This window comes from Bradyrhizobium sp. CCBAU 11361 (assembly GCF_028128935.1).
GTDB classification, from domain to species: Bacteria; Pseudomonadota; Alphaproteobacteria; order Rhizobiales; family Xanthobacteraceae; genus Bradyrhizobium; species Bradyrhizobium niftali.
The window spans coordinates 12774-38400 of the sequence record NZ_LBJZ01000152.1; the positions used below are offsets into that span (position 1 = coordinate 12774).

The window sequence follows — 25627 nt, forward strand, 5'->3', positions numbered from 1 at the left end:
GCGCGCGAAGCGCGAGCCCGGAATCCATTTCGCAACACGCTCTGCGGTGCGATGGATTCCGGGCTCGATGCTCCGCATCGCCCCGGAATGACGACACCAGGAGCTATCAATGAACGAAGTCTGGAAGAAGCCGCCGATTGCGCTGGACGCCTATCAGGCCATGGTCGGCAAGGAGATCGGCGTGTCGTCATGGCACCTGATCGACCAGCCCCGCATCGACACCTATGCCGACGTGATCGAGGATCACCAGTTCATCCACGTCGACCCTGAACGGGCGAAGAAGGAGACCGCGTTCGGCACCACGATTGCGCACGGCTTTCTGACGATGTCGCTGCTGTCGATCATGTCTTATGAAGTCATGCCTGTCATCGCCGGCACCACGATGGGCGTCAATTACGGCTTCGACAAGCTGCGCTTCATCTCGCCGGTGCGCTCGGGAAAGCGCGTCCGCGGCCGGTTCGTGCTGGCGGAGGCCAGGCTGCGCAAGCCCAATGAACTGCAATCCCGCACCAACGTGACGGTGGAGATCGAAGGCGAGGACAAGCCGGCGCTCGTCGCCGACTGGCTCGGCCTGATCTATTTCGCCTGATACCACGCGTCGCTGCCGGGCTTGACCCGGCAATCCATCGCTGCTCAAAAGCTGTCCAAATCTCGCGCGGAGCGCTCTTACCCTCTCCCCTTGTGGGAGAGGGTGGCTTCGCGGAACGCGAAGCCGGGTGAGGGGTATCTCTCCGCGGACTCGGCTGTGGCGAGATACCCCTCATCCGGCGCTTGCGCGCCACCTTCTCCCGCAAGGGGAGAAGGAAGAAAGGAAGCACAATGGCAATCAGGTTTGACGGACGCGTCGCCATCGTCACCGGCGCGGGCAATGGCCTCGGACGGGCGCATGCGCTGGGGCTGGCCAGCCGCGGCGCGAAGGTCGTGGTCAACGATTTCGGCGGCGCGCGCGACGGCACCGGCGGCTCGCTGTCGCCGGCGGAAACCGTGGTCGAGGAGATCCGCAAGGCAGGCGGCACCGCGATGGCCGACGGCGCCGACGTCTCCAATTTCGAGCAGGTCACCGCGATGGTCGAGCGCGCCACCAGGGAGTGGGGCAGTGTCGACCTCTTGTGCGCCAATGCCGGCATTCTGCGCGACAAGTCGTTCGGCAAGATGGAGGCCGCCGATTTCCAGAAGGTGCTCGACGTGCATCTCGTCGGTACCTTCTATTGCTGCAAGGCGGCCTGGGCCGGCATGCGCGACCGCAACTACGGCCGCATCGTGCTGACCACCTCGTCCTCCGGTCTTTACGGCAATTTCGGCCAGGCCAATTACGGCGCGGCGAAGTCCGGCATGGTCGGCCTGATGAACGTGCTGGCCGAGGAGGGCCGCAAGACCAACATCCGCGTCAACATCATCTCGCCGACCGCGGCGACCCGCATGACCGAAGAACTGCTGCCGCCGCAGGCGCTGCAACTGATGAAGCCGAACGCGATCACGCCGGCCGTCGAGTACATGCTGAGCGAGGATGCGCCGACCCGCACCATTATGGGCGCCGGCGCCGGCTCCTTCGCGGTGATCAAGATTGTCGAGAGCGAAGGCGTCAACCTGCCGGAGTCCGAATGGACGCCGGACGCGATCGCCGCGCATTTCGCTGAGATCAGCGACATGTCGAAGGCGAAGGCGCTGACGGGAGCGTTCGAGCAGACGCAGAAATATGTGGCGCAGGCCGCGGCGAGGGCGGGGATCAAGCTCTAGCTCCACTGTCATTCCGGGGCGTCGCAAAGCGACGAGCCGGAATCCATCGTGCTACAGAAACTGCCGCCCAATGGATTCCGGGTTCGCGCCCAAGCGGGCGCGCCCCGGAATGACGCTGTTTTCGGCGCGAGAATCTGGCCTAAACTCCCGCCATGACACCATCCGAATCCCACGTCGCCATCATCGGCGCAGGTCCCGCCGGGCTGATGGCGGCCGAGGTGCTGGCGCAGGGTGGGGCGCGTGTCACCGTTTACGACGCGATGCCGTCCGCAGGCCGTAAATTCCTGATGGCAGGCCGGGGCGGGCTCAATCTCACCCACAGCGAGCCGCTGCCGCAGTTCATGCCGCGCTATCGCGAGGCGACGCCGAAGCTGCAAGCGGCGGTCGAAGCCTTTTCACCTGACGCGCTGCGGACCTGGAGCGAGGCACTGGGTGAGCCGACCTTCGTCGGCAGCAGCGGCCGCGTGTTTCCAAAAGCGTTCAAGGCCTCGCCCTTGCTGCGCGCCTGGCTGCGGCGGCTCGACGCCGCCGGCGTGCGGTTTGCATTCCGCCATCGCTGGACCCGCTGGGACGGGGAAGGGCGGTTGTTGTTCCAAACATCGAGCGGCACCTCCGCCGTTGCAGCCGACGCCACCGTGCTCGCGCTCGGCGGCGCAAGCTGGCCGCGGCTCGGGTCGGACGGCAGCTGGGTCGATATCCTCGCGTCCAAAGACATTGCCATCTCGAGGCTGCGGCCGGCCAATTCCGGTTTCACGGTCGCATGGTCCGAATTGTTCCGTGACCGTTTCGAGGGCCAGCCGCTCAAGGGCGTCGCGCTGACGATCGGTGCACACACGGTGCGCGGCGAAGCGATGATCACCCGCGGCGGCATCGAAGGCGGCGCGATCTATGCGCTGTCGGCGGAGCTGCGTGAGGCGGTGCTGGGTCTCGGACAGGCGACGCTCACAATCGCGCTGCGGCCCGACCTCGACGCTGCCGCGCTGACCGTGCGCCTGTCGGGCACGCGCGGCAAGCAATCGCTCGCAAACTTCCTGCGCAAGGCAGCGCAGCTGTCACCGGTCGGCATCGGCCTGATGCAGGAGGCCGCCATCGCATCGGGCCGGCCGCTGGCCTCGTTCTCGCCGGCCGAGCTCGCACACCTGGTCAACGCAATTCCGGTTCGGCTCACCGGCGTCGCCCCGATCGATCGCGCGATCTCGACTGCAGGCGGCCTTTCGTTTGACGAGCTCGACGCGGGCTTCATGATCCGCAAGCTGCCCGGCGTCTTCGCCGCCGGCGAAATGCTGGATTGGGAGGCGCCGACGGGGGGCTACCTGTTGCAGGCATCGTTCGCGACGGGGGCTGCCGCGGGTAGGGGCGTCTTGGAGTGGCTGAAGCGTTCTTAGAACGCCGTCGCCCTTCGAGGGCCGCTGAAGAAGCGGCCACCTCAGGGTGACGGCTCAGGGAAAGCGTCGTCGCGACGACGGACTAAAGCGAGAGCGTCATCCTGAGGTGCGAGCTCGGCGATTCACCGCCGAGCGAGCCTCGAAGGACGACGCGGGCGCTCCGCAGCACGCCTAGCGCAGCTTCCCGCGCGCCGCCACCGGCAGCGTGCCGATGATCTCCTCGCCTCGGACCATCAGCACCTCGTCCATCATGTTGACGACGACGCAGACATGATTGGGCACGATGCGCACGACATCGCCGACATTCGGCCGGGTGTTGCTGCGGGAGAGATCGAGGAAGCCGTGCTCCTCGGCGAAGCGCGCGATCTTGGCTTCGGGGTGCTCCAGGATCAGGCCGTGGCCGTCGAGCCCGCCGGTGTCCGTGGTCAGCGTCTTGGAGCCGGCATCGAGGATGCCGCGCTCGGGCGCGGCGCGGCTCACGACGGTTGAATAGATGTGCAGCGCGCAGTCGTCCCAGGTGGCGGAGCCGGCCGCGACCTGCATGCGGTCGTTGTAGATGTAGGTGCCGAAGCGATGCTCGGTGCCGCCCTTGAGCTTGCCGAGATTGACGAGGTTCGGCGTGCCGCCGGTCGAGACGATCTTTGCATCCAGCCCGTGCGCGCGCACGCCGGCCAGCGCCTCGTCGTAGAATTTTTGCGCGTCCGCCCAGCCGCTCTCGGTCGGATAGAGCATGAAGCCGGCGAACTCGAGCCCTTTGGACCCGGCGATCTCGCGCGCCAGCGCAATCGCCTCCGCCGGTGTCTCGACGCCCGCGCGCTTGCGGCCCGTATCGCATTCGACCACCACCGAGAGCGGACGGCCCGAGGCCGCGGCGGCCTTGGGCAGACCTGCGACGACCGTCGAATTGTCCGCGGCAACCGTCATGTTCGCCTTCGCCTGCAGCGCGCCGAGCCGCGCCATCTTCTCTTCGCCGAGCAGATTGTAGCTGATCAGGATGTCGTCGATCCCCGCATTGGCCATGATCTCGGCCTCGCCGATCTTCTGGCAGGTGATGCCCTTGGCGCCGGCCGCGACCTGCATCTTTGCGATCGTCGGGTTCTTGTGCGTCTTGATGTGAGGACGATTGGCGATTCCGGCGTCGTCGCAGGCCTTCTGGATCCGCGCGATGTTGCGCTCGACCTTGTCCATGTCGATGACGGCGCAGGGCGTACCGTATTCGCGGGCGATCTTGGCGGCGAGAATCGTTGTCATGGCAGTCCCCTAGTTGGCGGAATACGCGCTAAGCCTGTTCAATTTCTTCGCGAAGCATTTCGAGTTCGAGCCAGCGCTCTTCGGCGGCGGACAATTCGTCATGCGCCTTGGCGATCGCGGCTGAGGTGTCGTCGAATTTCTTGCGATCCTTGGCGTAGAGGTTGGGATCGTCGAGCACGCGTTGCAGCTTGGCGATGTCGGCCTGCAATTTTTCCATCTTCTTCGGCAGCGTTTCCAGCGCGTGCTTCTCGTTGAAGCTCAAACGCCGTTTTGGCGCGGATGCGGGAGCCGCTTGCCGCTCCTCTTTCTTCTCCGCGGGGGCTTGCGCCTTCGCCGTCTCGCGTTTCAAGTCCGCGCCGCGCTGCGCCAGCATGTCGCTGTAGCCGCCGGCATATTCGATCCATCTGCCATTGCCCTCGGGCGCGATCACGGACGTCACGACGCGGTCGAGGAAGTCGCGGTCGTGGCTGATCAGGATCACGGTGCCCTCGTAGTCGCCGAGCATGTCCTCGAGCACGTCGAGCGTTTCCAGGTCGAGATCGTTGGTCGGCTCGTCCAGCACCAGCAGGTTCGACGGTTTTGCCAGCGCGCGGGCCAGCATCAGCCGGCCGCGCTCGCCGCCCGAGAGCACCTCCACCGGCGTGCCGCGCTGCTCCTGTGCGAACAGGAAATCCTTCATGTAGCCGACGACATGTTTCGGCTTGCCGCCGACCATGATCTGATCGCCTCGGCCGCCGGTGAGCGCCTCGGCTAGCGTCGATTTGGGATCGAGGCTTTCGCGGTGCTGGTCGAGGGTGGCCGTCTCAAGATTGGCACCAAGCCGGACGATGCCGGAGTCGGGCTGCATGCCGCCGGTCAGGAGGTTCACCAGCGTGGTCTTGCCGGCGCCGTTTGGCCCGATGATTCCGAGCCGGTCGCCGCGCTGGATGCGGGTGGAGAAATTGTCGACGATCTTGCGCTCGCCATAGGCCTTGGTGATGCCCTTGGCTTCGATCACCAGCTTGCCGGACTGCTCAGCCTCGGCGGCTGCGAGATTGGCGCTGCCGGCGGTGCCGCGATAGTTGCGGCGCTGGTCGCGCAGCGTGTGCAGATTGGCAAGCCGCGTGACGTTGCGCTTGCGCCGGCCGGACACGCCGTAGCGCAGCCAGTGCTCCTCGTCGACGATCTTGCGGTCGAGCTTGTGCTGGTCGCGCTCTTCCTCGGCGAGCACCTCGTCGCGCCAGGTTTCGAACGAGGCAAAACCGCGGTCGATCTGCTTGATCCGGCCGCGGTCGAGCCAGGCGGTCGAACGCGAGAGATTGGTGAGGAAGCGGCGGTCGTGGCTGATCAGCACCAGCGCGCTGCGGCGGCTGTCGAGCTCCTGCTCCAGCCATTCGATGGTGGAGAGATCGAGATGGTTGGTCGGCTCGTCCAGCAGCAGGATGTCGGGCGAGGGCGCAAGCACACACGCGAGCGCCGCGCGGCGAGCTTCGCCGCCGGAGAGGTTGTGCGGGTGCTCGTCGCCGGTCAGCCCGAGTTGTTCGAGGAGATAGCGCGCCTGATGCTGGTCGTCGCCGGGCGCAAGCCCTGCCTCGACATAGGCGAGCGTGGTCTTGTGGTCGCCGAAGTCAGGCTCCTGCGGCAGATAGCGGATCGTGGCGCCCGGCTGCACGAAGCGCGTGCCGCCGTCGGACTCGACGAGGCCGGCCGCGATCTTGAGAAGCGTTGATTTGCCCGAGCCGTTGCGGCCGATCAGGCAGACCCGCTCGCCGGTCGCAACGTTGAGCTCGACGCCGTTCAACAGCGGCGTGCCGCCAAACGTCAGCTTGATGTCCTTGAGTTGGATCAGCGGCGGCGCCATCGTCAGCCCTGACTTGAATTCTGGCTCGTTGCGGCCGCATCAGCGCGGCGGCGCTGGATCCGGCGCAGCGTCTGGTCGAGCGCCGAGAGGAACGTCGACCGGTCGCGCGGTGCGAACGATCGCGGGCCGCCGGTGACTTCGCCGGCCGAGCGCAGATCCGTCATGAGATTGCGCACCGCCAGCGTCATCCCGATCGATTCCTCGGTGAACGGCTTGCCGTTCGGCGCGATCACGTCGGCGCCCGCCTTCACGCAGCGGCTCGCGAGCGGAATGTCGGAGGTCACGACGACATCGCCGGGCTTGGCGCGCTCAGCGATCCAGTCGTCGGCGGCATCCATGCCGGCACCCGCCGCGATGCGCTCGATCAGTGGATCCTGCGGCACGCGAATGAAGTTGCCGGCCACCACGCGCACGGGCACGCTGTGCCGGAGCGCGACGCGGTAGATCTCGTCCTTCACCGGACAGGCGTCGGCGTCGACATAGATGCGGGTGGGCGTGTCAGTCATTGGCGGGGTGGTAGCCCATTCGGGCCGCAAAGGCGAGGGGATTGACCGGTGTTCCCTGGCGCCTACGATCGGCCCGAAACAGCAGGAATTTTGGGGAAGGGCAGCCATGCCGAACCGGCTCGAGACCTACCGCGTCGAGGCCTACAACACCGCCAAACAATCCGAAAACAAGATGCATGACGACAAGGTGGCGCGTCGCTTCGGCTTCTCAGGCGGGCTGGTGCCCGGCGTCGATGTCTTCGCCTACATGATGCATGTGCCGCTGGCGCGCTGGGGCCGCGATTTCCTGTCACGCGGACTGGTCGAGGCCCGCTTCATCAAGCCGGTCTATGACGGCGAGACGGCCGATGTGGACGCGACCGAGCACAATGGTCTGCTGACAATTGAAGTGTTCAGCCGCACCGAACTCTGCGCCACCGGGACGGCCTCGCTGCCGGCGGCCGCGCCGGCGGTGGATTTGAACGACTATCTTGCGGTCCCCGCGGTCGCCGAGCGCAAGCCGGTCGGCCCCGCGACCTTCGAGACCGGCAAATGGCTCGGCACAGAGCCGCGCCGATGGATCGGGCAGGCGGCCGCGGACTATCTCGCCGACATCAGGGAAATCGATCCGATCTTCGCGCGCGAGGGGCTCGGCCATCCCGGCCTGATCCAGCGCGTCATGAACCGCGTCCTCGTCGACAACACCATTTTGGGGCCATGGATCCACGCCGGCAGCCGCATGCAGCTGCTGTCGCCCGCGCGCGCCGGCGACGAGATCGTTGCGCGGGCCAAGGTGACCGCGAACTACGAGAAGAAGGGCCACCGCTTCGTCGAGCTCGACGCGCTGGTCGTCGCCAACGGCACGACACCGCTGGCGCATTGCCAGCACACGGCGATCTACCAGCCACGCGAGGAGGCTGCGGCGTAGGGAAGGGGCAAGGCGCCTCCTCATACTCGCTGTCATTCCCCGCGAAGGCGGGGAATCCAGTACGCCGCGGCTTCTCGGTCAATCACTACTGCCTCGGAGTACTGGATCGCCCGCCTTCGCGGGCGATGACAGTGTGCGTGTGGAAGCGGCGCGTGACCGTCTATGAAGGAAGGCTGTCTTACGCCGCCTTGCCCTTCGCGTCCTGGATCGCGCGCCACACGCGCTCCGGCGTCAGCGGCATGTCGATGTGCTTGATGCCGTGGTCGGAGAGCGCGTCGAGCACGGCGTTCACGACGGTCGACAGGCTGCCGGCGCAGCCGGCTTCGCCGCAACCCTTGCTGCCGAGCGGATTGGTCGTGGCCGGCACCGGGTGGTCGCCGACCGTCATGTTCGGCACGTCCTCGGCGCGCGGCAGCGCGTAGTCCATCAGCGAGCCCGTGATCGGCTGGCCGCTCTCGTCGTAGCGGACGTGCTCCATCAGCGCCTGTCCAATGCCCTGGACGACGCCGCCATGAAGCTGGCCTGCGACCAGCAGCGGGTTGATCACCGTGCCGAAATCGTTGACCGCGCTGTAGCGCACGATCTGCACCACGCCGGTGTCAGGGTCGATCTCGACTTCGGCGACGTGGCAGCCGTTCGGGAAGGCAGAGGGCACCGGCTCGCTGGTGTGGTCGACGTCGAGCGAGTCAGGCACGCCCTCCGGCACCTTGCCGTCATGCAGGCGCTTGGCGAGCTCCATGATGTCGATGCTGCGGTCGGTGCCGGCGATGGTGAAGCTGCCGCCTTCGAACTCGATGTCGGCTTCGGAGGCCTCCAGCATGTGCGCGGCGGCGCGCTTGCCCTTTTCGATCACGAGCTTGGAGGCCTCGACGATCGCCATGCCGCTCGCCATGATCGAGCGCGATCCGCCGGTGCCGTTGCCGGTGTGGACGATGTCGCTGTCGCCCTGCACCAGCTGGACGCTCTCGAAGGGGACGCCGAGCTGGGCGCACAGCACCTGCGCGAACGGGGTGGCATGGCCCTGGCCGTAATCGAGCGTGCCGGTGATGAGCTGCACGCTGCCATCAGGATCGAACACGATCTTGCCGAGCTCGGGGCTCGGCGGCGCGGTGACCTCGAGATAGGAGCCGACGGCGATGCCGCGCAGCTTGCCGGCCTTCTTGCTCTCCTTCTTGCGCTTGGCGAAATTCTCGTGGTCGGAGATTTCGAGCGCCTTGTTGAAGACCGCCTGGAAGTCGCCGCTGTCATAGGTGACGCCGGAGGAGGCCGGGAACGGCATCTGGTTCGGCTTGATGAAGTTGCGCTTGCGCATCGTCAGCCGGTTGATGCCCATCTCGTCGGCGGCGCGGTCGATCAGCCGTTCCATATAGTAGTTCGCCTCGGGCCGGCCGGCGCCGCGATAGGCGCCCATCAGCGTGGTGTTGGTCAGCACCGTCTTGATGTCGATGCCCATCAGCGGGGTGCGGTAGACGCTGGAAAAGTTCTTGCCGGTGTTGAGCGAGAGCGGGCCCGGCGCAACGCCGGTGATGTAGGCGCCGAGATTGCCGTAACCGGAAAGCTTGGCCGCGAGGAAATGCCCCTCGGCGTCGAGCGCGAGCTCGGCATGAATCTTCTGCGCACGGCCGTGGCTGTCGGAGAGGAAGCTGGTCGAGCGCTCGTCCAGCCACTTCACCGGGCGTCCCAGCGCCTTGGCCGCGTACAGGATGCACATGTATTCGGGATAGTTGATGTTCTTCATGCCGAAGGAGCCGCCGACATTGGCGGTGAGAATGCGCACCTTCTCGTTCGGCACCTTCAGGTTCTTGGCGAGGTTGGCGCGGTTGCCGGCGACACCCTGCGTCGGAACCTGGAGCGTGTAGCGCTCGGCCTTCTTGTCGTAGGAGGCAAGTCCCACGCGCGGTTCCATCGAGACCACGGCGACGCGGGTGTTCTCGATGTCGATCTTGGTGACATGGGCGGCGCCGGCAAAGGCCGCATTGATCTTGTCCACGTCGCCATAATGGTAGTCGAGCGCGACGTTATCAGGGATGTGGTCGTAGAGCTGCGGCGCGCCGGGCCTCGCGGCCTCCTCGGGGTCCGTCACCGCCGGCAGCGGCTCGATGTCGAGCTCGACCGCCTCGGCCGCATCGCGCGCCTGGGCCAGCGTCTCCGCCACCACGAAAGCGACGGGATCGCCGACGAAGCGGACCTTGTCGGTCGCCAGCGGCTGGCGGTTGGTCTGGAGCAGGGGCGAGCCGTCACGGCTCTTCAGCGGCAGGCCGCAGGTGAAGGGGCCATAGCCGGCCGCATCGAGATCCTTGCCGGTCCAGACTCCCAGCACGCCCGGCATCGCCTTGGCGGCATCAAGGCCGATGCCGCGGATGATTCCATGGGCATGGGTCGAGCGGACCACCACGGCATAGGCCTGGCCGGGCAGGTTGAAATCGTCGGTGTAGCGGCCCTTGCCGCGGACCAGGGTGTCGTCCTCCTTGCGGCGGACGGGCTGCCCGACGCCGTATTTTTGCAGTGCAATAGCGTTTTCGAGCGTGGACGATTTGGTGTGTTCTTGCATGGAATTGACCTGAAAAGCCGGCAATTGCGCGTTTTGGGGGGGCGCTTGGGGGGCCGGACCCTTCAAAAATAGCCCACGGTCCCGTTCACGACAACGCACGAATGGGCATGGTCCCATGTGATGCGTTGTTGCGCAGGCCTGCCGCGCTGCTAATGTTTCAGGCGAAAAAGCAATTCCAGCTCGGCCCCAGCGGGCCGCGGAAAGACAGTTTGTATGAATGACCACACGCGGCTCCGCGACGGCCATGGGCCGCACGGTGAGCTCGAGGGGTCGATGGCGGCGGTGGCATTGGCCACTGAGCCGGCCGTCGCCGCGCAAGCGCCGGGAACCGGCGTCTATGCGGCGCTGGACCTCGGAACCAACAATTGCCGGCTCCTGATCGCCTGTCCGACCAGCGATGGCTTTCGCGTGGTCGATTCCTTCTCCCGGATCATCCGGCTCGGCGAGGGGGTCTCGGCGACGGGGTCCATCAGCGAGGCCGCGATCGAGCGCGCCATCGCGGCGCTCAGCATCTGCCGCGACAAGATCAACTTGCGGAGAGCGCGGCGGCTGCGGCTGATCGCGACCGAAGCCTGCCGCGCGGCCTCGAACGCGGAGGGTTTTCGCAGCCGCGTCGCGGCCGAGACCGGCATCGAGCTCGAGGTGATCGACCGCGAGACCGAGGCTTCGCTCGCCGTGCTCGGCTGCTCGCCGCTGGTCGATCCCAGGGGCAGGGGTGCGATCCTGTTCGACATCGGCGGCGGCTCGACCGAGCTGGTGCGGATCGAGCGCGATCCCACAAATCCGGAGCCGCGCATAAAAGCCTGGATGTCGATCCCGTTCGGCGTGGTCACGCTCGCCGAGCAATTCGGCGGCCGCGACGTGACGCCGGCGATCTACGCCGCGATGGAGCGGGAGGTCGCAAATCATGTTGCGCCGTTCGCGGAACAGCACGGCGGCGATCTCACTGAGATGCATCTGCTCGGCACCTCCGGCACGGTGACGACCCTTGCCGGCATCCATCTCAATCTCGCGCGCTACGACCGCCGCCGCATCGACAGCATCTGGATGAACGATTCCGACATCACCGCGACCATCAACAAGCTGCTCGGCATGAGCTACGAGGAGCGCGCGAACAACAGCTGCATCAGCGTCGAGCGCGCCGATCTCGTGCTGGCCGGCTGCGCCATCCTCGATGCGATCCGCCACGCCTTTCCGCTGCCGCGCCTGCGCGTCGCCGACCGCGGCCTGCGCGAAGGCATGCTGGTCGAGATGATGCGCGAGGACGGCGCGCTCAGGAGCTGGTGAGATGGCCAAGGACACCACCGGCCGCTTGCACGTCCAGGTCAAGACCGGCGGCAAGCGCAAATTGTCGTCGAAGCTGTGGCTGGAGCGGCAGCTCAACGATCCCTATGTGGCGAAGGCCAAGGCGGCGGGTTATCGCTCGCGCGCGGCATTCAAGCTGCTCGAGATCGACGACAAGTTTCGGCTGCTTAAGCACGGCATGGCCGTGGTCGATCTCGGCGCTGCGCCGGGCGGCTGGAGCCAGATCGCGGCCAAGCGCGTCGGCTCGGTGGACGGCAAGGGCAAGGTCATTGCGATCGACCTGCTGGAGATGCCCGAAATTGCCGGCGTCGACTTCGCGCAGCTCGACTTCATGGACAACGGCGCGCCGGAAAAGCTCACCGCGATGCTGGGGGGCGGCGCCGATGTCGTGATGTCCGACATGGCCGCCAACACCACCGGTCACCGCAAGACCGACCAGCTCCGCATCGTCGGCCTGATCGAGACCGCCGCGGCGTTTGCCTGCGACGTGCTCAAGCCCGGCGGGACCTTCCTGGCAAAAACGTTCCAGAGCGGCGCCGACGCCGAGCTGCTCGCCCAGCTCAAGCGCGACTTCGCCACCGTGCGTCACGTCAAGCCGGCCGCGAGCCGGCAGGACTCGTCCGAACGCTACGTGCTGGCGACGGGGTTTCGCGGCGAGGCGAAGGAATTGTAGCCCGCATGGAGCGAAGCGTAATGCGGGACAGGTCCCGGATTGCGCTTCGCTCCATCCGGGCTACGGGACTTCACTACCCCAGCCTTTGATCCCGCACGTCCTGCGTATCTTCCGTCGCCGCCTTCACGGCCGCCTTCTCTGCACCCTTGCCGGCGCCCTTGCGGCTTGCGATCTCGGTCGCCTTGCGGCCGGAGATCTCATGGCCGGCATCAGCGGGCATCTGCCAGAAGAACCAGCTCGACGCGGCCGAGGTCAGCGCAACCACGACGAAGGCCGGGGCGAACACGGTAGCGTTGAGCTCGCTGACATGGCTGAGCCACATCGTCGTCTCCACGGACGCTGCGCCGACGGCGACGCCGGCGGAGACCGCGAGCTGCTGGTTGACGCTGACGAGCGTGGTGGCGCGGCTCATCTGCGCGGTCTCGACCTCGGCATAGGCCACGGTGTTGATCGCGGTAAATTCGAGCGAGCGGAAGAAGCCGCCGACGACCAGGATGATCATGATGATGAGCAGCGGCGTCGTCACCGTGAACAGCGCGCAGGCGGCGAGGAAAACCGCGCTGACGATCGCGTTCACCGTCATCAGATTGCGGAATCCGAAGGTGCGGATGATCCGCGCCGCCAGCGTCTTCATGCCCATGGCGCCGAGCGAGGAGGCAAAGGTGACGAGACCCGAATGGAACGGCGACAGGCCGAAGCCGATCTGCATCAGGAGCGGCAGCAGGAACGGCAGCGCGCCGATGCCGAGCCGGAACAGGAAGCCGCCGAGCACGGCCGCGCGCAGCGTCGGCAGGGTCAGCAGCGAGAAGTCCAGCACCGGCGATCCCGTGCGCCGGGCGTGGATGACATAGAGCGTCATCGAGATCGCGCCGCCCGCGATCAGCGCGGCGACCGTGCTCCAGGGCAGCAGATTGAGGCCGGCCACCGACAGGCCGAAGGCGATGCCGGCAAGTCCGATCCCGGCGAGCACCATGCCGTAGAGATCGAACGGCTCGCGCTCCTCGCTCTTGATGGGATCGATGAAGCGCAAGGCCATGAAGATGCCGAGCAGCCCGATCGGGATGTTGATCAGGAAGATCCAGTGCCAGGACGCGTAGGTCGTGATGAAGCCGCCGAGCGGCGGGCCGATCACGGGGCCTATGAGGGCAGGGACCGTCACCCAGGCCATCGCATTGACCAGCGCGCTCTTGTCGACCGAGCGCAGCAGCACGAGACGCCCGACCGGCGTCATCATCGCCCCGCCCATGCCCTGGAGGATGCGCGCGAACACGAAATCGGTGACCGAGGTCGAGAGCGCGCAGCCGACCGAGCCGACCATGAACACGCCGACGGCGATCGCGAACACCATGCGCGCGCCGAAGCGGTCGGCGGTCCAGCCGCTCGCCGGAATGAACACCGCGAGCGACAGCAGATAGGAGGTGATCGCGAGCTTCAGCGTCAGCGGGCTGGTGCCGATGTCGGCCGCGATCGCCGGCAGCGAGGTCGCGATCACCGTCGAGTCCATGTTCTCCATGAACAGGGCGGTGGCCACGATCAGCGGAATGACGCGTTGCTTGTCGACCATGACGGACTGGTAATGAAAATCGGAAGGAAGGGTGGAATTGCGGCTTAACACCGCCGCCGGGCCGCGACCATTGCGGATCGACGCATAGCACCTAAATCCTCGGTCATAACGGTGTGACCCTCCTCGTCATTCCGGGCTCGCGACGTCGTCGCGCCCCGGAATGACGAGGAGGAGCCGCCCCCTGGCTATCCACGCTGAACCGGCTATCGACGCTGAAATTTAGGTAAAAAAGCCTGTGCATGGCTGGCCGGCGGTGCGATTTGCTTTGATTCGTCACGCGGCCGTGCTATCGACCCGCGTCAACCCCACCGATGGGCTCCGATTCTCTGGCGATGCCGCAAGGTACGCCGAGGGCGGCGCTCATCCATAGCTATTTGCGGCAGGGCCGCAGGAAGGAGTTGGCAGATGGCCACGGTGCAAGTTCAAGGCATCCGCGAAGCCCTTACGTTCGACGACGTGCTGTTGAAGCCAGGCCTCTCGGACGTCATGCCGGGCGAGGTCGACATCCGCTCCCGCGTCACCCGCGCCATCCCGCTCAACATCCCGATCATGGCCTCCGCCATGGACACCGTCACCGAGGCCCGCATGGCGATCGCCATGGCGCAGGCAGGCGGTCTCGGCGTCATCCATCGCAATTTCGATCCCGAAGGGCAGGCCGCCCAGGTCCGCCAGGTCAAGCGCTACGAGTCTGGCATGGTGGTGAACCCGCTCACCATCAGCCCCGAGGCCACGCTCGACGACGCGCTCAAGCTGATGAGCGATCACGGCATCTCCGGCATTCCCGTCGTCACCGGCGCAGGCAAGTCCACGCCGGGCAAGCTGGTCGGCATCCTCACCAACCGCGACGTGCGGTTCGCCACCGACCGCCGGCAAAAAGTCTCCGAGCTGATGACGCATGAAGGCCTCGTCACGGTGCGCGAGAATGTCAGCCAGGACGAGGCGCGGCGGATGCTGCACCAGCATCGCATCGAGAAATTGCTCGTGGTCGACGAGCAATATCGCTGCGTCGGCCTCGTCACCGTGAAGGACATGGAAAAGGCGGTCGCCCACCCGCTCGCCTGCAAGGACGCGCAGGGGCGCCTCCGCGTCGCCGCCGCCACCACCGTCGGCGACACCGGCTTCGAGCGCACCGAGCGGCTGATCGACGCCGGCGTCGACCTCGTCGTGGTCGATACCGCGCACGGCCATTCGCGCCACGTGCTGCACGCGGTGAATCGCATCAAGCGTCTCTCCAACTCGGTGCAGGTCGTCGCCGGCAATGTCGCGACCTCTGAAGGCGCGCAGGCGCTGATCGATGCGGGCGCGGATTGCATCAAGGTCGGCATCGGCCCGGGCTCGATCTGCACCACGCGCATCGTCGCCGGCGTCGGCGTGCCGCAGCTCACCGCGATCATGGATGCGGTCGAGGCCGCGAAGAAGTCCGACATCCCCGTCATCGCCGACGGCGGCATCAAGTTCTCCGGCGACCTTGCCAAGGCGCTCGCCGCCGGCGCCGACATCGCGATGGTCGGTTCGCTGCTCGCCGGCACCGACGAGACGCCCGGCGAAGTCTTCCTGTGGCAGGGCCGTTCCTACAAGGCCTATCGCGGCATGGGGTCGGTCGGCGCGATGGCGCGGGGCTCTGCCGATCGCTACTTCCAGCAGGACATCAAGGACACGCTCAAGCTCGTGCCTGAAGGTATCGAGGGCCAGGTGCCCTACAAGGGTCCGGTCGGCAACGTCATGCATCAGCTCGCCGGGGGCCTACGCGCTGCGATGGGCTATGTCGGCGCAAAGGACATGAAGGAGCTGCACGACAAGGCGAACTTCGTCCGCATCACCGGCGCGGGCCTGCGCGAAAGCCACGTCCACGACGTCACCATCACGCGCGAGGCGCCGAACTATCCGGGCGGGGGGTAGTCTCGCGCGGCCTCAGGCCGCGCGGACGGCCTCGAGAAATTTCCCGACCTCGTGCTTGAGGCGGCTCGAATCCGAGGCCAGCAACTGCGCGGCGGTCAGCACCTGGGACGAGGCTGAGCCGGTCGCGCTGGCGCCCTGCTGGACGTCGTTGATGTTGGCGGAGACCTGCTGGGTGCCGTGCGCCGCCTGCTGCACGTTTCGCGCGATTTCCTGCGTGGCTGCGCCCTGTTCCTCGACGGCCGCGGCAATCGTCGAGGAGATTTCCGAGAGTCTCTCGATCGTCTCGCTGATCGCCTTGATGGCGCCGACGGATTCCTGCGTTGCCGCCTGGACGCTTCCGATCTGCTGATGGATTTCCTCGGTCGCCTTCGCGGTCTGCTGCGCCAGCGCCTTCACCTCCGAGGCGACCACCGCGAAGCCGCGACCGGCGTCGCCGGCGCGTGCGGCCTCGATGGTCGCGTTCAGCGCCAGCAGGTTGGTCTGGCCCGCGATCGAGTTGATCAGCTCGATGACGTCGCCGATCCTGCTTGCCGCTTGTGACAATTCGCCGACGCGGTCGTTGGTACGGCGGGCCTGCTCGACGGCATCGCCGGCGACGCGCGCCGATTCCTGAACCTGTCGGCTGATCTCGTTGACCGACGATGTGAGTTCTTCGGTCGCGGAGGCGACCGACTGCACGTTGGCGGATGCCTCCTCGGACGCGGCCGCGACGGCTGTCGTCAGCGTCCGCGAGCGATCCGCCGTGGTGTTCAAGGTGCCGGCCGAACCTTCAAGCTCGGTCGCTGCCGACGACACCGTGCTGACGATCTCGCCGATCGCGGTCTCGAAATCGCGCGTGATGACGTTGACGCGGCGGCCGCGCTCGATCTGCGCTTCGGCGTTACGGGCAGCATCCTCGTCGGCAAGCTTCTTCGCGACCAGCGCGTCCTTGAAGATCTGCAGCGCGTTGGCCATGGTGCCGATCTCGTCCTTGCGATGGCCGTCGGGGATTGCAACGTCGAGCTCGCCGTCGGCAAGCCGCAGCGTCGCTCCGGTCAGCCGCACCAGCGGACCGATCACCTGGCGCATCACGGCGATCACGACGGCGACCGAGGCGATGAGCACGACAAGCAGGGCCGCGAGCGCCCAGGTCAGCCGCATCTGCGCCTGTGCAATCGCCGCGTCGTTGGCCTCGTGGGCAAAGGCCAGGGCGGCGTCGCGCAGACCGAGCACGCTGTTCAGGACACGACCGATCCAGCCGGGCCACTCGGCCTCGCTGACCGGGCAGGGGCGGCCCTCGCGTGCTGCTGCGACTACCTCCCGGAACCGCGGCTCCGCTTCGGTGATCAGCGTCGTGCGCACCTGGTTGAAGACGCTTACCAGCGCAGGCGCATCGCCGGTATTGTGGACTCCCTGCTCGATCTGCGTCCAGATCAGCGCGACTTGACCGGTCAGCTCGGTGATGTCGACGCGCTGGGCCGGCGACAAGGGCTGATTGCGGGCGAACAGGCCAAGCACGGCGGCACGTGCGCCATTGATGGCGCGCATCCCTTGTGCGCTCTGCGCCAACTGCGCCGAGGGCAGGAGATTCTCGATGTCGCTGCCGGTGTGCGACAGGCTGATCAAGGCTTCGCTTGTCGCCGCCGTGAGGGCGTCGACGGTGCGCGCAAGTCCATCCACGATCGCCGTCTGGCTGTCGGCGGGGCGCTGCGGCTTGGGCAGCACCACCGCCCGGCGTGCGGAGCTGCGTGTCTGCTGCAACGCCTGTTCGGCTGCTTCAATCGATCTGGTCGGCAGCTCCGCCGTGCGGATGGCCGCCTTGGCCGCGCCGATGGCCGCATCTGTGTTGGCGATGGTCTTGTCGAGCGCCGACAATTTCTCAGGCGAGGCCGGATCGGCCGGGGTTGTAATCGCAAACCAGGCGGAGCGTTCGGCCGGAATGAGGCTGTTGGCCTTCATCACCAGCTCGAAGGCGGTCAGCGAGCGCGCGGCCGCCTCCCGCTTGCGCAGATCGCCCCATCCGCCCCAGGCGACCGCACCGGCGAAGGCTACAGCGAGAAGGCTCGTGATCAGATTGCCGGCCAGGACGCGCCAGCGCAGGCTTATACCGCCCTTCGTGCCAATCTTGAAGGAAGGTTCGGACGGCAGGGAAAGCTCTGGCACGAAAGGGCTCTTCGATCATGGGAGGGCCGCACAATTCTAGTTTGCAATCGCGACCAAAGCCTTAATTGACCAAGAGTTTGCTTCATTCCCACACACCTCCTAAATGACTGCAACAAGTAGTCAGGAGGAAGCCACCATGTCCCAAGCAAAACGCATCGCTCTCGCCGCGCGTCCCGTCGGCGAACCCAAGCCGTCCGATTTCCGCATCGAGGAATTCGCGCTCCCGACGCCCGGCGCAGGCGAAGTCCTGCTGCGCACGATCTGGCTGTCGCTCGATCCCTATATGCGCGGCCGCATGAGTGACGGTCCGTCCTATGCCGCGCCGGTGCCGATCGGCGGCGTGATGGAGGGCGAGGCGGTCAGCGAGGTCGCGGCGTCCAACAATCCTGATTTCGCGGTAGGCGACATTGTGCGAGCCCGTACCGGCTGGCAGTCGCATGCGATCTCCAACGGCAAGGGCCTGATCAAGGTCGATCCCAAACTCGGTCCGATCTCGACCTCGATCGGCGTGCTCGGCATGCCCGGCATGACCGCGTACACGGGCCTGCTCGACATCGGCAAGCCGCAGGAAGGCGAGACCGTCGTCGTCGCCGGCGCGTCAGGTGCGGTCGGCTCGGCCGTCGGCCAGATCGCCAAGATCAAGGGGGCGCGCGCGGTCGGCATCGCCGGCGGCAAGGACAAGTGCGACTACGTGGTGAAGGAGCTCGGCTTTGACGCGTGTCTCGATCATCGCGAAACCGATTTTCCGGCCAAGCTGAAGTTTGCCTGCCCGAAGGGCATCGACGTCTATTTCGAGAATGTCGGCGGCGCCGTGTTCGAGGCGGTGTTCCCGCTGCTCAATCCCTTCGCGCGCGTGCCGGTCTGCGGCCTGATCGCGCACTACAATGACACCGAGGCCAAGCCGCCGAAATGGGCGGCCAGCATGATGCGCGCGACGCTGACCAAGCGGCTGACCTTCCGCGGCTTCATCGTCTCCGACTTCGCCAACCGCCATGGCGACTTCCTGCGCGACATGTCCGGCTGGGTCCGCGACGGCAAGGTCAAGTACAAGGAGTTCGTCACCGAGGGCCTGGAAAGCGCGCCCGGCGCCTTCATGGGGCTCCTGAAGGGGGCCAATTTCGGCAAGCAGCTGGTGCGGGTCGGGCAAGATAAGGCTTAGCTGCAAGGCCTAGTTGCACCAGAGCTACACTCCGGGTGGGGATAGTTAAAAAAGAGTCACCAAATGGTCACACCTGCCCGCAAAAGCCGCAGGTGTGACCGCCGGTTCATTGACCGGCGGGCGAAGGCATTGAATCATCGCGCATATTTTGGGTGTTGCGATGTTAGAGATCAGTGTTTTCAGCGTAATCCTTCTCGCCGCCGGCTATTGGACGACCATGTTCGTCATGGGCCGCCGCGACGACGTCATCCATGGCAAGTTCGTCCGCGCCGAGGAGGAGGGCGATGTCACCCGCCCCGCGATGCCGGCACCGCCGCCATTCCCGAAGCGTCCGCTCAAAGCTGCGCAGCCCGCCGGTGTTCAGTCCGTGAACGTCCAGCCCGAGATGGCCGAGGCGAAGCCGGTGAACAGCGCGGCGCTGGAATCCTTGCTGGCTGCGATCCAGCAGGACCTCAAGAGCGTGGCGTAAGCCGCAATCCTCAAACGCTGCCGCGCTCGACCAGGAACAGGTCGACGGCGAGCCGCTGTTCGGCAAGCTGCGTGCCGGACAGGCGCGCCAGCAGCAGTTCGCCCGCGATCCGCCCCACGGCCGCCGCATCGAACGAGATGGTGGTGAGGCCGGGCGTGATCTGATCGGCGACGTCGTTGTCGCCGAAGCCGAGCACGGCGAGATCGCGCGGCACCGACAGGCCGCGGGCGCGCGCCTCGATCAGCGCGCCGGTTGCGAGCAGATCGTTGGCGCAGAACACGGCATCGACGCGGCCACCGCGGTCGAGCAGGGCGGTGAAGGCGGCACGGCCGTCGACGAGGCCCGTGATCTCACCGACGCCGATCTCGTGGACGATCTCGAGGCCGAGCTGTGCGGCTGCGGCGCGAAAGCCGTCGCGGCGCAGCGCGCCACGGCCGCTGCTGCGGCCGATGAAGGCGACGCGGCGATGTCCGCCCTCGGCCAGCCTGCGCGCCGCCATCGCACCGGCATCCGCATTGGGCAGGCCGACCAGCATGTCGATGGGATCGCGCGGAAACGCCCAGGTCTCGATCACGGGAATGCCGAGCTCCAGCAGCGCTGTGCGATTCTCCTCGAGCTCGATCACGCCGGTGAACATCACCGCGGCGGGGCGGAGGCCGCGCAGCGACTGGATCATCGCGACCTCCTTGGCATAGGAGTAGGAGGTCTGGCCGACCAGCACCTCGAAGCCTTCGGGCTCGAGCGTCGCGGCGAAGCTGCGCACGGCGAGCCCGAACTGCTGGCTGAGGATGTTGGAGACGAAGGCGACGACCACGTTCGACCGGCCCGAGCGTAGCGCGCGCGCATGCGGGTTGGAGGCGTATCCGGTCGCCTCGATGACCTCGAGGATGCGCTCGCGGGTCTCGCGGTTGACCTTCTGGGGATGGCGCAGCACCCGCGACACCGTGATCGGCGCGACGCCCGCGCGCTCCGCCACCTCCGCGATGCGCGGCGGCCGTCCGGTCGCGCTGGCGCGGCCGGGTGGCGCCGGAATGCGCACCACGTCGTCATAGCCTGGCTTTGCCGGATCGGTCATCGTATCCCGAGGGTAATCGAAGTCGGTATCGACTCCAAAGCTCAGCGCGTCACGACCTCGTCGTGCGACAGCGCGCGGCCGACCTGGACCAGGCAGTCGCCGCTCTGGCTGTCGGTGTGCAGGCGTTGCGAGATCACGATGCCGTCGGCCGGGAAGCGCAGCACTTCCTCCGGCAGTTCGGGGCGCTCGAAATCATGATACCAGCCGGCGACGTCGCGGGCCGCAACGCGCGCGCCGACCAAGACCGCTGGCTCGAACCAGCCGCGCCGCGTCGCAAACACTGCTTGCGCATGGCTTTGCAGCGCCAGCAGCTCGGTGGCACGCTCGACCGGCGCGTGCGGCCCCAGCACCGGGGCCTGGACAATGCCGAGCGCGAGCAGCAGCCGGTCGACCGCGCGCGCGGTGAGCGCCATCGTTTGCGGCGTGACGGTGCCGCCGCCGCCGAACTCCCCTGACAGCCCGACAGCACCGGCGCGTGCGGCCGCCGCCATCGAGGTCGGCGCGGTGGCGCCGTTCTCGGCGACGAAGGCGAAGGGCATTCCCAACCCTTCCATCAGGCGCAGTGCCTGGCCGAACATCTCGGGCGGCCCCTGCCGCTCGATCAGCGCGCAAGGCACATGCGCCATCGACGTGCCGCCGGAGTGGATGTCGAAGACGACGTCATGGCGCGGAAACAGCTCGTGCTCGAGGAAGTGCGCGAGGCGGAAGGTCGGCGTGCCCGCGGCATCGCCCGGGAAGGCGCGGTTGAGATTGCCCTCGTCGAGCGGCGAGCGGCGGCGCGCCGCCATCACGGCGGGAAGATTGGCGAAGGGCAGGATGGTGATCTCGCCCTTGATGGCGTTTGCATCCAGCCGGCGATAGAGCCGCGTCAGCGTGATCTCGCCCTCGTATTCGTCGCCGTGATTGCCGGCCATCAAAAGGAGCTTGGGCCCGGCGCCGTTCTTGATCCGGAAGATCGGGATCTTGAGCTGGAAGTAGGGCGAGCGATCGATCGAGAAGGGAATGCCGAGATGGCCGGACCATTTCTGGTCCTTCTCGAAATCGATCTCGTGGAAAAGTCCGGTATGCATGGTTTGCCTCGGGGCCGCGTCGTCGCCGACGCCGGCCGAAGGTTGAAGAAAGAGCGCCGCGTTTACAGCAAGGCGACCGCGGTCATCTCGACGCGCAGGTCGGGATCGGCGAGACGGGCTTCGACGCAGGCGCGCGCCGGCGGATTGGCCGGATCGATCCAGGAATCGTAGACCGAGTTCATGGTGTCGAAGTCGGTGATATGCGGCAGGAAGACGTTGACCGCGATCAGCTTGGAGCGGTCGGAGCCGGCCTCCTTCAGCAGCGCGTCGATCTTGGCGAGCACCTGCTGGGTCTGCGACACGATGCCCGCCTTGCGGTCGTCGGCGACCTGGCCGGCGATGTGCACCATGCCGCCGGCGGCGACGGCCTGGCTCATGCGCGAGCCGACGACGTAACGTTTGATCATCTCGAAGTCTCCTTGTGAAAGCAGCTCCCGCGCGACGCGGGAGCCGCTTGTGAACTTACAGCGTCGGCAGCGTCTGCTCTTCCTTGAACCATTTCAGCTGAAGTGCGCCGAGCTTGCCGTTGAGCTTGTTGAAGAAGATGTCGGTGTTGATCCAGTTGAGCAGGTTCTGCTCGCCCTGGCGCACGCCGACGTGAGCGGGCGACTGGCGGATCAGGAATTTCAGCTCGACCTCCTTGGTCGGGTTCTGGTCCTGCACCTTCAGCGCAATGGCGCTGTTCTCGGCGAAGGTGTCGGCCTGGCCGGCGAGGAAGGCGGCGAGCGCGGCCGGGGTATCCTCGAAACGCACCAGCTTCACCTTGGGTGCGTTGTCGGTGAGCCAGACGTCGAGCGTCGAGCCCTTCGCCACCGCAACGCTGCGGCCATTGAGATTGTCGGGCTTCTTGCCGGTGGCGGCGGGCAGCGCCTTGGCGCCGTAGACGCCGAGATTCACCACCGCATAGGGCTGCGAGAACATCACCTGCTGGGCGCGTTCGGGCGTGGCGCCGAGGCCTGCGATCAGCATGTCGATCTTGTCGGAGAGCAGGCTCGGGATGCGTGCTGGGCCCGTCACCGGGACGAGCTCGAGCTTCACGCCCATGTCGGCGGCGATCAGGCGCGCGAGATCGGCGTCGAGACCCGCGATCTCGCCCTTGTCGTCCTTGAAGCCCCAGGGCGCGGCGTCGGTCAGGATGCCGACGCGAAGCTTGCCGGAGCCGACCACGTCCTGGAGCTTGTCGGCGTGCGCGAGGTTCGGCGCGGCGATCACCGCGAGTGCCGTAGCTGCGATTGCAAAGAGGGATTTCAGTTGTCTCATGACTCTCTCCTGGTGGCGGATGGCTGGACGATCATTTCGCTGAGGCGATGAAGCTGGCGAGCTCGGGGGTTTCAGGATTGGCGAACAGTTTTGCAGGCGGCCCCTGTTCCCAGACGCGGCCCTGGTGCATGAAGACGATGCGGTTGGCGACGTTGCGGGCAAAGCCCATCTCATGCGTGACCAGGATCATGGTCATGCCTTGCTTCGCCATCGCCTCCATCACCTTCAGCACTTCGCCGACGAGCTCGGGGTCGAGCGCGGAGGTCACCTCGTCGAACAGCATGAGGTGAGGCGCCATGGCGAGGCAGCGCGCGATCGCGACGCGCTGCTGCTGGCCGCCGGAGAGCTGCTCGGGCCAGGCGTCGATCTTGTCGGCAAGGCCGACGCGGGTGAGCACGTCCTCGGCAAGTGCGCGGGCTTTCGCCTTCTCGATGCGGCCGGTGAGGAGAGGAGCGAGGGTGACATTGCGCTCGACCTTCAGATGCGGAAACAGGTTGAAGGCCTGGAACACGATGCCGACGCGCTGACGGAATTTCTTCAGGTCAGGCATCCTGGCGTGGACCTTCTGCCCCTCGACCCGGATATCGCCGGAATCGACGCTCTCCAGCGCGTTGATGCAGCGGAGCAGCGTCGACTTGCCCGAGCCCGAGCGGCCGATGATCGTGACGATCTCGCCTTCCTCGACGTCGAGCGAGACGCCCTTGAGCACCTCGACCTTGCCGAATGTCTTGTGCACGTCGCGGATTTCAACGAGAGCCATCGAGGCGGGCCTCCAGGGAGCGGGACCAGAGCGTGAGCGGCAGGCACAGCGCGAAATAGATCGCGGCGACGAGCGCGTAAGTGAGCAGCGGCTGGAACGTCGCTGCGCTCACCACTTGGCCGGCGCGGGCGAGCTCGACGAAGCCGAGGATCGAGGCGAGCGAGGTGCCCTTGATGAGCTGCACCAGGAAGCCGACGGTCGGCGGCAGCGACAGCCGCAGCGCCTGCGGCGCGATGATGTGGCGGAATTGCTGCCAGGCGGAGAGGCCGAGGCAGGCGCCGGCCTCCCATTGCGCCTGCTTCACCGCTTCCAGCCCGCCGCGCCAGATCTCGCCGAGGAAGGCGGCGGTGTAGAGCGTGTAGGCGACGGTCACGGCAACGAGCGCCGGCACCTGGATTCCCAAAAACACCGGCATGCCGAAATAGAAGAAGAACAACAGCCCGAGCAGCGGCACGCTCTGGATCACCTGGATGCATGCCGCCATCGTCCAGCGCAGCCCGGCGAAGCGGCTGACGCGGCCCATGGCGAGCCCGAGTGCCAGCGGCGCGCCGAAGGCGAGCGCGAGCACGACGAGTGCGACGGTCCAGCGCAGCGCCGCGAACAGCGAGACGAAATCAATGAGGGAGAAGGATCGCATCGCTTTCCCCTCAGCGCCGTCGCGGCCAGCGGAAGGCCGCCAAACCGATGATGGCGAACAGCGCCTTGAACGACATCGCCATCGCGAAATAGACCACGCAGATCACCGCATAGACCTCGAAGCTGCGGTAGGTGCGACTCTCGATGAATCCCGCGACGTGAAACAGCTCGTCGGCGGCGACCTGCGAGGCGAGCGAGGTGCCGAGCAGCAAGAGGACGAACTGGCTGGTCACGGCCGGATAGGCGTTGCGCAGCGCCGGCGGCAGCAGGATGTGACGGAACACCTGCCAGCCGGATAGCCCGAGGCACTGGCCGGCCTCGATCTGGTTCTTCGGCACGGAGTCGAGACCGGCGCGAATGATCTCGACCGAATAGGCGCCGAAATACAGCGACAGCGCGACGGCAGCGGCCTCGAAGGCCGGCAGCTTCAGGCCGAAGGTCGGCAGCACGAAGAAGACGATGAAGATCTGGATCAGCGACGGCGTGTTGCGGAACAGCTCGATGTAACCGCGCACCAGCCAGCGCAGCGGCGTGATGCGGCCGTTCAGCGCGACCGCGCCGGCAACGCCGATCAGGAGCCCGGCCAGCGCCGCGATCACCGTCAGCTCGAGCGTGACGATGGCCCCGTCGATGAGCTGGTTCTGATAGCGCCAGAGCGGCAGGAAGTTCATCGCATGCGCTCTCAGCCGAACTGGGTGGGGAGGGCGCGCGTGACCACACCATCTGCGTCGAGCCCGAGAATGACGCGCCAGCGATCGAGGCAGGTGCAGGGATGCGAGATGCCGAAGGCGATGATGTCACCGACGGCAACGGCGCTTTCAGGAGCAACGGACAGGAACGCGTGCTGGTCGTTGAGGCGCGTTACCGCCAGCGCAGCGGCGAGCCCCGGCTGCTCGACGCCGTCGCGGGACACGCGCAATGGAACGGGCAGTCCCTGATCGAAGGAGGCGTCGCGCATGCCGAAACCGGCGATCGCGAGGCCCGTCTCGGGGCGCGACAGCACCTCGGCCCAGAGCGTCAGTGCGGGGCGGAAACCCTCCGCCGCAGAGTGGCGCGTGCCATCGATGAGGAGACCGCCGCGACGGTCCGTTTCCGCGAAGGCGCGGGCGTAGATGCCGTGATCGGCAAAGAACAGCGCGCCGGAGCGCAGGACCACGCCGGCGTTGCCGTCGGCCTGCGCGCTAGGTGCAAGCGCGCGCGCGACGATGTCGAAATAGGCCGAGCCGCCGGCGCTCATGATCAACGGCCGCTGCGGGGCGGCGGCGCGCACCAGCGCAAACGTCTCGATGGTGCGCTCCATCAGTGCCGCGATCGCGCGCATCGTCTCGTCGGGATCGGATGTTGCGGCGGCGCCCTCGTAGGTCGCGACGCCGCCGAGCACGAGCCGGTCGGCGGCGAGCACGGCCGCGATCGTCGCCTCGATTGCGGCGCGATCGCG

General features: G+C 66.7%; 22 protein-coding genes and 1 pseudogene. 9 read left to right on the forward strand and 14 right to left on the reverse strand.

Annotation, left to right across the window (positions count from 1 at the left end):
• Positions 1–109: 109 nt before the first annotated feature.
• The 3 genes from XI08_RS13475 (at position 110) to XI08_RS13485 (ending at position 3122) form a co-directional block, all read left to right on the forward strand.
• Positions 110–589 carry a MaoC family dehydratase gene (locus tag XI08_RS13475; RefSeq protein ID WP_271574751.1) on the forward strand — a complete coding sequence of 160 codons (480 nt, stop codon included), beginning with the start codon at positions 110–112 and terminating at the stop codon, positions 587–589.
• 230 nt (positions 590–819) lie between these two features.
• Positions 820–1737 (forward strand): SDR family NAD(P)-dependent oxidoreductase, encoded by a 918-nt coding sequence (locus XI08_RS13480; RefSeq protein ID WP_027543106.1) that lies wholly within the window; start codon positions 820–822, stop codon positions 1735–1737.
• 152 nt (positions 1738–1889) lie between these two features.
• Complete coding sequence (locus XI08_RS13485) at positions 1890–3122, forward strand: NAD(P)/FAD-dependent oxidoreductase (RefSeq protein WP_271574752.1); 1233 nt, start codon at positions 1890–1892, stop codon at positions 3120–3122.
• A gap of 171 nt (positions 3123–3293) precedes the next feature.
• Here the strand turns inward: XI08_RS13485 and XI08_RS13490 are convergent, their stop codons facing one another.
• From XI08_RS13490 to XI08_RS13500, 3 genes are read right to left on the reverse strand one after another with little or no spacing between them, the layout of a single operon-like run.
• On the reverse strand, positions 3294–4373 hold the full coding sequence (locus XI08_RS13490; RefSeq protein ID WP_271574753.1) for a D-TA family PLP-dependent enzyme: 1080 nt from the start codon (positions 4371–4373) through the stop codon (positions 3294–3296).
• Positions 4374–4401: 28 nt separating this feature from the next.
• Positions 4402–6213, reverse strand: a complete 1812-nt coding sequence (locus tag XI08_RS13495) for an ABC-F family ATP-binding cassette domain-containing protein (RefSeq protein ID WP_271574754.1) — start codon at positions 6211–6213, stop codon at positions 4402–4404.
• A 2-nt stretch (positions 6214–6215) separates the two neighbouring features.
• The gene (locus XI08_RS13500) at positions 6216–6719 is read right to left on the reverse strand and encodes a YaiI/YqxD family protein (RefSeq protein WP_271574755.1); all 504 of its coding nucleotides are present in this window, start codon (positions 6717–6719) and stop codon (positions 6216–6218) included.
• Between the two features lie 106 nt (positions 6720–6825).
• Here XI08_RS13500 and XI08_RS13505 point away from each other — a divergent pair, with 106 nt between their 5' ends.
• On the forward strand, positions 6826–7626 hold the full coding sequence (locus XI08_RS13505; RefSeq protein WP_271574756.1) for a hypothetical protein: 801 nt from the start codon (positions 6826–6828) through the stop codon (positions 7624–7626).
• A 178-nt stretch (positions 7627–7804) separates the two neighbouring features.
• Here the strand turns inward: XI08_RS13505 and XI08_RS13510 are convergent, their stop codons facing one another.
• Positions 7805–10177 (reverse strand): xanthine dehydrogenase family protein molybdopterin-binding subunit, encoded by a 2373-nt coding sequence (locus XI08_RS13510; RefSeq protein WP_271574757.1) that lies wholly within the window; start codon positions 10175–10177, stop codon positions 7805–7807.
• Between the two features lie 213 nt (positions 10178–10390).
• On the opposite strand from XI08_RS13510, the gene XI08_RS13515 reads away from it, so the two are divergent.
• Together XI08_RS13515 and XI08_RS13520 are read left to right on the forward strand one after the other, a co-directional pair.
• The gene (locus tag XI08_RS13515; RefSeq protein ID WP_271574758.1) at positions 10391–11464 is read left to right on the forward strand and encodes a Ppx/GppA phosphatase family protein; all 1074 of its coding nucleotides are present in this window, start codon (positions 10391–10393) and stop codon (positions 11462–11464) included.
• Position 11465: 1 nt separating this feature from the next.
• On the forward strand, positions 11466–12155 hold the full coding sequence (locus tag XI08_RS13520; RefSeq protein WP_271574759.1) for an RlmE family RNA methyltransferase: 690 nt from the start codon (positions 11466–11468) through the stop codon (positions 12153–12155).
• Positions 12156–12228: 73 nt separating this feature from the next.
• On the opposite strand, the gene XI08_RS13525 is transcribed toward XI08_RS13520, so the two are convergent.
• A complete protein-coding gene (locus XI08_RS13525) occupies positions 12229–13719 on the reverse strand; it encodes an MFS transporter (protein WP_027543096.1) in 1491 nt (496 codons plus the stop codon).
• A gap of 405 nt (positions 13720–14124) precedes the next feature.
• Between XI08_RS13525 and guaB the strand changes: the two genes are divergently transcribed.
• Complete coding sequence (gene guaB, locus XI08_RS13530; RefSeq protein ID WP_027543095.1) at positions 14125–15618, forward strand: IMP dehydrogenase; 1494 nt, start codon at positions 14125–14127, stop codon at positions 15616–15618.
• Between the two features lie 12 nt (positions 15619–15630).
• Here the strand turns inward: guaB and XI08_RS13535 are convergent, their stop codons facing one another.
• Positions 15631–17760 (reverse strand): methyl-accepting chemotaxis protein, encoded by a 2130-nt coding sequence (locus XI08_RS13535; RefSeq protein ID WP_271574760.1) that lies wholly within the window; start codon positions 17758–17760, stop codon positions 15631–15633.
• Positions 17761–17896: 136 nt separating this feature from the next.
• Between XI08_RS13535 and XI08_RS13540 the strand changes: the two genes are divergently transcribed.
• Entirely contained in the window at positions 17897–18919 is a 1023-nt protein-coding gene (locus tag XI08_RS13540) for an NADP-dependent oxidoreductase (protein WP_271574761.1), read from the forward strand.
• Between the two features lie 160 nt (positions 18920–19079).
• Complete coding sequence (locus XI08_RS13545) at positions 19080–19388, forward strand: hypothetical protein (RefSeq protein WP_271574762.1); 309 nt, start codon at positions 19080–19082, stop codon at positions 19386–19388.
• A gap of 10 nt (positions 19389–19398) precedes the next feature.
• Here XI08_RS13545 and XI08_RS13550 read toward each other — a convergent pair whose 3' ends face one another.
• The 8 genes and pseudogenes from XI08_RS13550 to XI08_RS13585 form a co-directional block, all read right to left on the reverse strand.
• The gene (locus tag XI08_RS13550; protein WP_271574763.1) at positions 19399–20463 is read right to left on the reverse strand and encodes a LacI family DNA-binding transcriptional regulator; all 1065 of its coding nucleotides are present in this window, start codon (positions 20461–20463) and stop codon (positions 19399–19401) included.
• 41 nt (positions 20464–20504) lie between these two features.
• Positions 20505–21533 carry a succinylglutamate desuccinylase/aspartoacylase family protein gene (locus XI08_RS13555; protein WP_271574764.1) on the reverse strand — a complete coding sequence of 343 codons (1029 nt, stop codon included), beginning with the start codon at positions 21531–21533 and terminating at the stop codon, positions 20505–20507.
• Positions 21534–21595: 62 nt separating this feature from the next.
• Positions 21596–21940 (reverse strand): RidA family protein, encoded by a 345-nt coding sequence (locus XI08_RS13560; protein ID WP_092183004.1) that lies wholly within the window; start codon positions 21938–21940, stop codon positions 21596–21598.
• 55 nt (positions 21941–21995) lie between these two features.
• Positions 21996–22793, reverse strand: coding sequence for a transporter substrate-binding domain-containing protein (locus XI08_RS13565; RefSeq protein WP_271574765.1), 798 nt, complete (start codon positions 22791–22793; stop codon positions 21996–21998).
• Between the two features lie 31 nt (positions 22794–22824).
• Positions 22825–23553 (reverse strand): amino acid ABC transporter ATP-binding protein, encoded by a 729-nt coding sequence (locus XI08_RS13570; protein ID WP_271574766.1) that lies wholly within the window; start codon positions 23551–23553, stop codon positions 22825–22827.
• Positions 23540–24190, reverse strand: coding sequence for an amino acid ABC transporter permease (locus XI08_RS13575; protein WP_027543087.1), 651 nt, complete (start codon positions 24188–24190; stop codon positions 23540–23542). The genes XI08_RS13570 and XI08_RS13575 overlap by 14 nt, the downstream gene beginning before the upstream one ends.
• A 10-nt stretch (positions 24191–24200) precedes the next feature.
• Positions 24201–24860, reverse strand: coding sequence for an amino acid ABC transporter permease (locus XI08_RS13580; RefSeq protein ID WP_271574767.1), 660 nt, complete (start codon positions 24858–24860; stop codon positions 24201–24203).
• An 11-nt stretch (positions 24861–24871) separates the two neighbouring features.
• Positions 24872–25627, reverse strand: a pseudogene (locus XI08_RS13585) (amino acid deaminase); the annotation flags it as partial.

Coding starts and splice junctions, on each gene's coding strand:
- XI08_RS13480 (WP_027543106.1), top strand. CDS start 820: ATGGCAATCAGGTTTGACGGACGCGTCGCCATCGTCACCGGCGCGGGC.
- XI08_RS13520 (WP_271574759.1), top strand. CDS start 11,466: ATGGCCAAGGACACCACCGGCCGCTTGCACGTCCAGGTCAAGACCGGC.
- XI08_RS13580 (WP_271574767.1), bottom strand. CDS start 24,860: ATGAACTTCCTGCCGCTCTGGCGCTATCAGAACCAGCTCATCGACGGG.
- XI08_RS13485 (WP_271574752.1), top strand. CDS start 1,890: ATGACACCATCCGAATCCCACGTCGCCATCATCGGCGCAGGTCCCGCC.
- XI08_RS13570 (WP_271574766.1), bottom strand. CDS start 23,553: ATGGCTCTCGTTGAAATCCGCGACGTGCACAAGACATTCGGCAAGGTC.
- XI08_RS13475 (WP_271574751.1), top strand. CDS start 110: ATGAACGAAGTCTGGAAGAAGCCGCCGATTGCGCTGGACGCCTATCAG.
- XI08_RS13565 (WP_271574765.1), bottom strand. CDS start 22,793: ATGAGACAACTGAAATCCCTCTTTGCAATCGCAGCTACGGCACTCGCG.
- XI08_RS13510 (WP_271574757.1), bottom strand. CDS start 10,177: ATGCAAGAACACACCAAATCGTCCACGCTCGAAAACGCTATTGCACTG.
- XI08_RS13500 (WP_271574755.1), bottom strand. CDS start 6,719: ATGACTGACACGCCCACCCGCATCTATGTCGACGCCGACGCCTGTCCG.
- XI08_RS13545 (WP_271574762.1), top strand. CDS start 19,080: ATGTTAGAGATCAGTGTTTTCAGCGTAATCCTTCTCGCCGCCGGCTAT.
- guaB (WP_027543095.1), top strand. CDS start 14,125: ATGGCCACGGTGCAAGTTCAAGGCATCCGCGAAGCCCTTACGTTCGAC.
- XI08_RS13515 (WP_271574758.1), top strand. CDS start 10,391: ATGAATGACCACACGCGGCTCCGCGACGGCCATGGGCCGCACGGTGAG.
- XI08_RS13505 (WP_271574756.1), top strand. CDS start 6,826: ATGCCGAACCGGCTCGAGACCTACCGCGTCGAGGCCTACAACACCGCC.
- XI08_RS13560 (WP_092183004.1), bottom strand. CDS start 21,940: ATGATCAAACGTTACGTCGTCGGCTCGCGCATGAGCCAGGCCGTCGCC.
- XI08_RS13550 (WP_271574763.1), bottom strand. CDS start 20,463: ATGACCGATCCGGCAAAGCCAGGCTATGACGACGTGGTGCGCATTCCG.
- XI08_RS13540 (WP_271574761.1), top strand. CDS start 17,897: ATGTCCCAAGCAAAACGCATCGCTCTCGCCGCGCGTCCCGTCGGCGAA.
- XI08_RS13490 (WP_271574753.1), bottom strand. CDS start 4,373: ATGACAACGATTCTCGCCGCCAAGATCGCCCGCGAATACGGTACGCCC.
- XI08_RS13525 (WP_027543096.1), bottom strand. CDS start 13,719: ATGGTCGACAAGCAACGCGTCATTCCGCTGATCGTGGCCACCGCCCTG.
- XI08_RS13495 (WP_271574754.1), bottom strand. CDS start 6,213: ATGGCGCCGCCGCTGATCCAACTCAAGGACATCAAGCTGACGTTTGGC.
- XI08_RS13575 (WP_027543087.1), bottom strand. CDS start 24,190: ATGCGATCCTTCTCCCTCATTGATTTCGTCTCGCTGTTCGCGGCGCTG.
- XI08_RS13555 (WP_271574764.1), bottom strand. CDS start 21,533: ATGCATACCGGACTTTTCCACGAGATCGATTTCGAGAAGGACCAGAAA.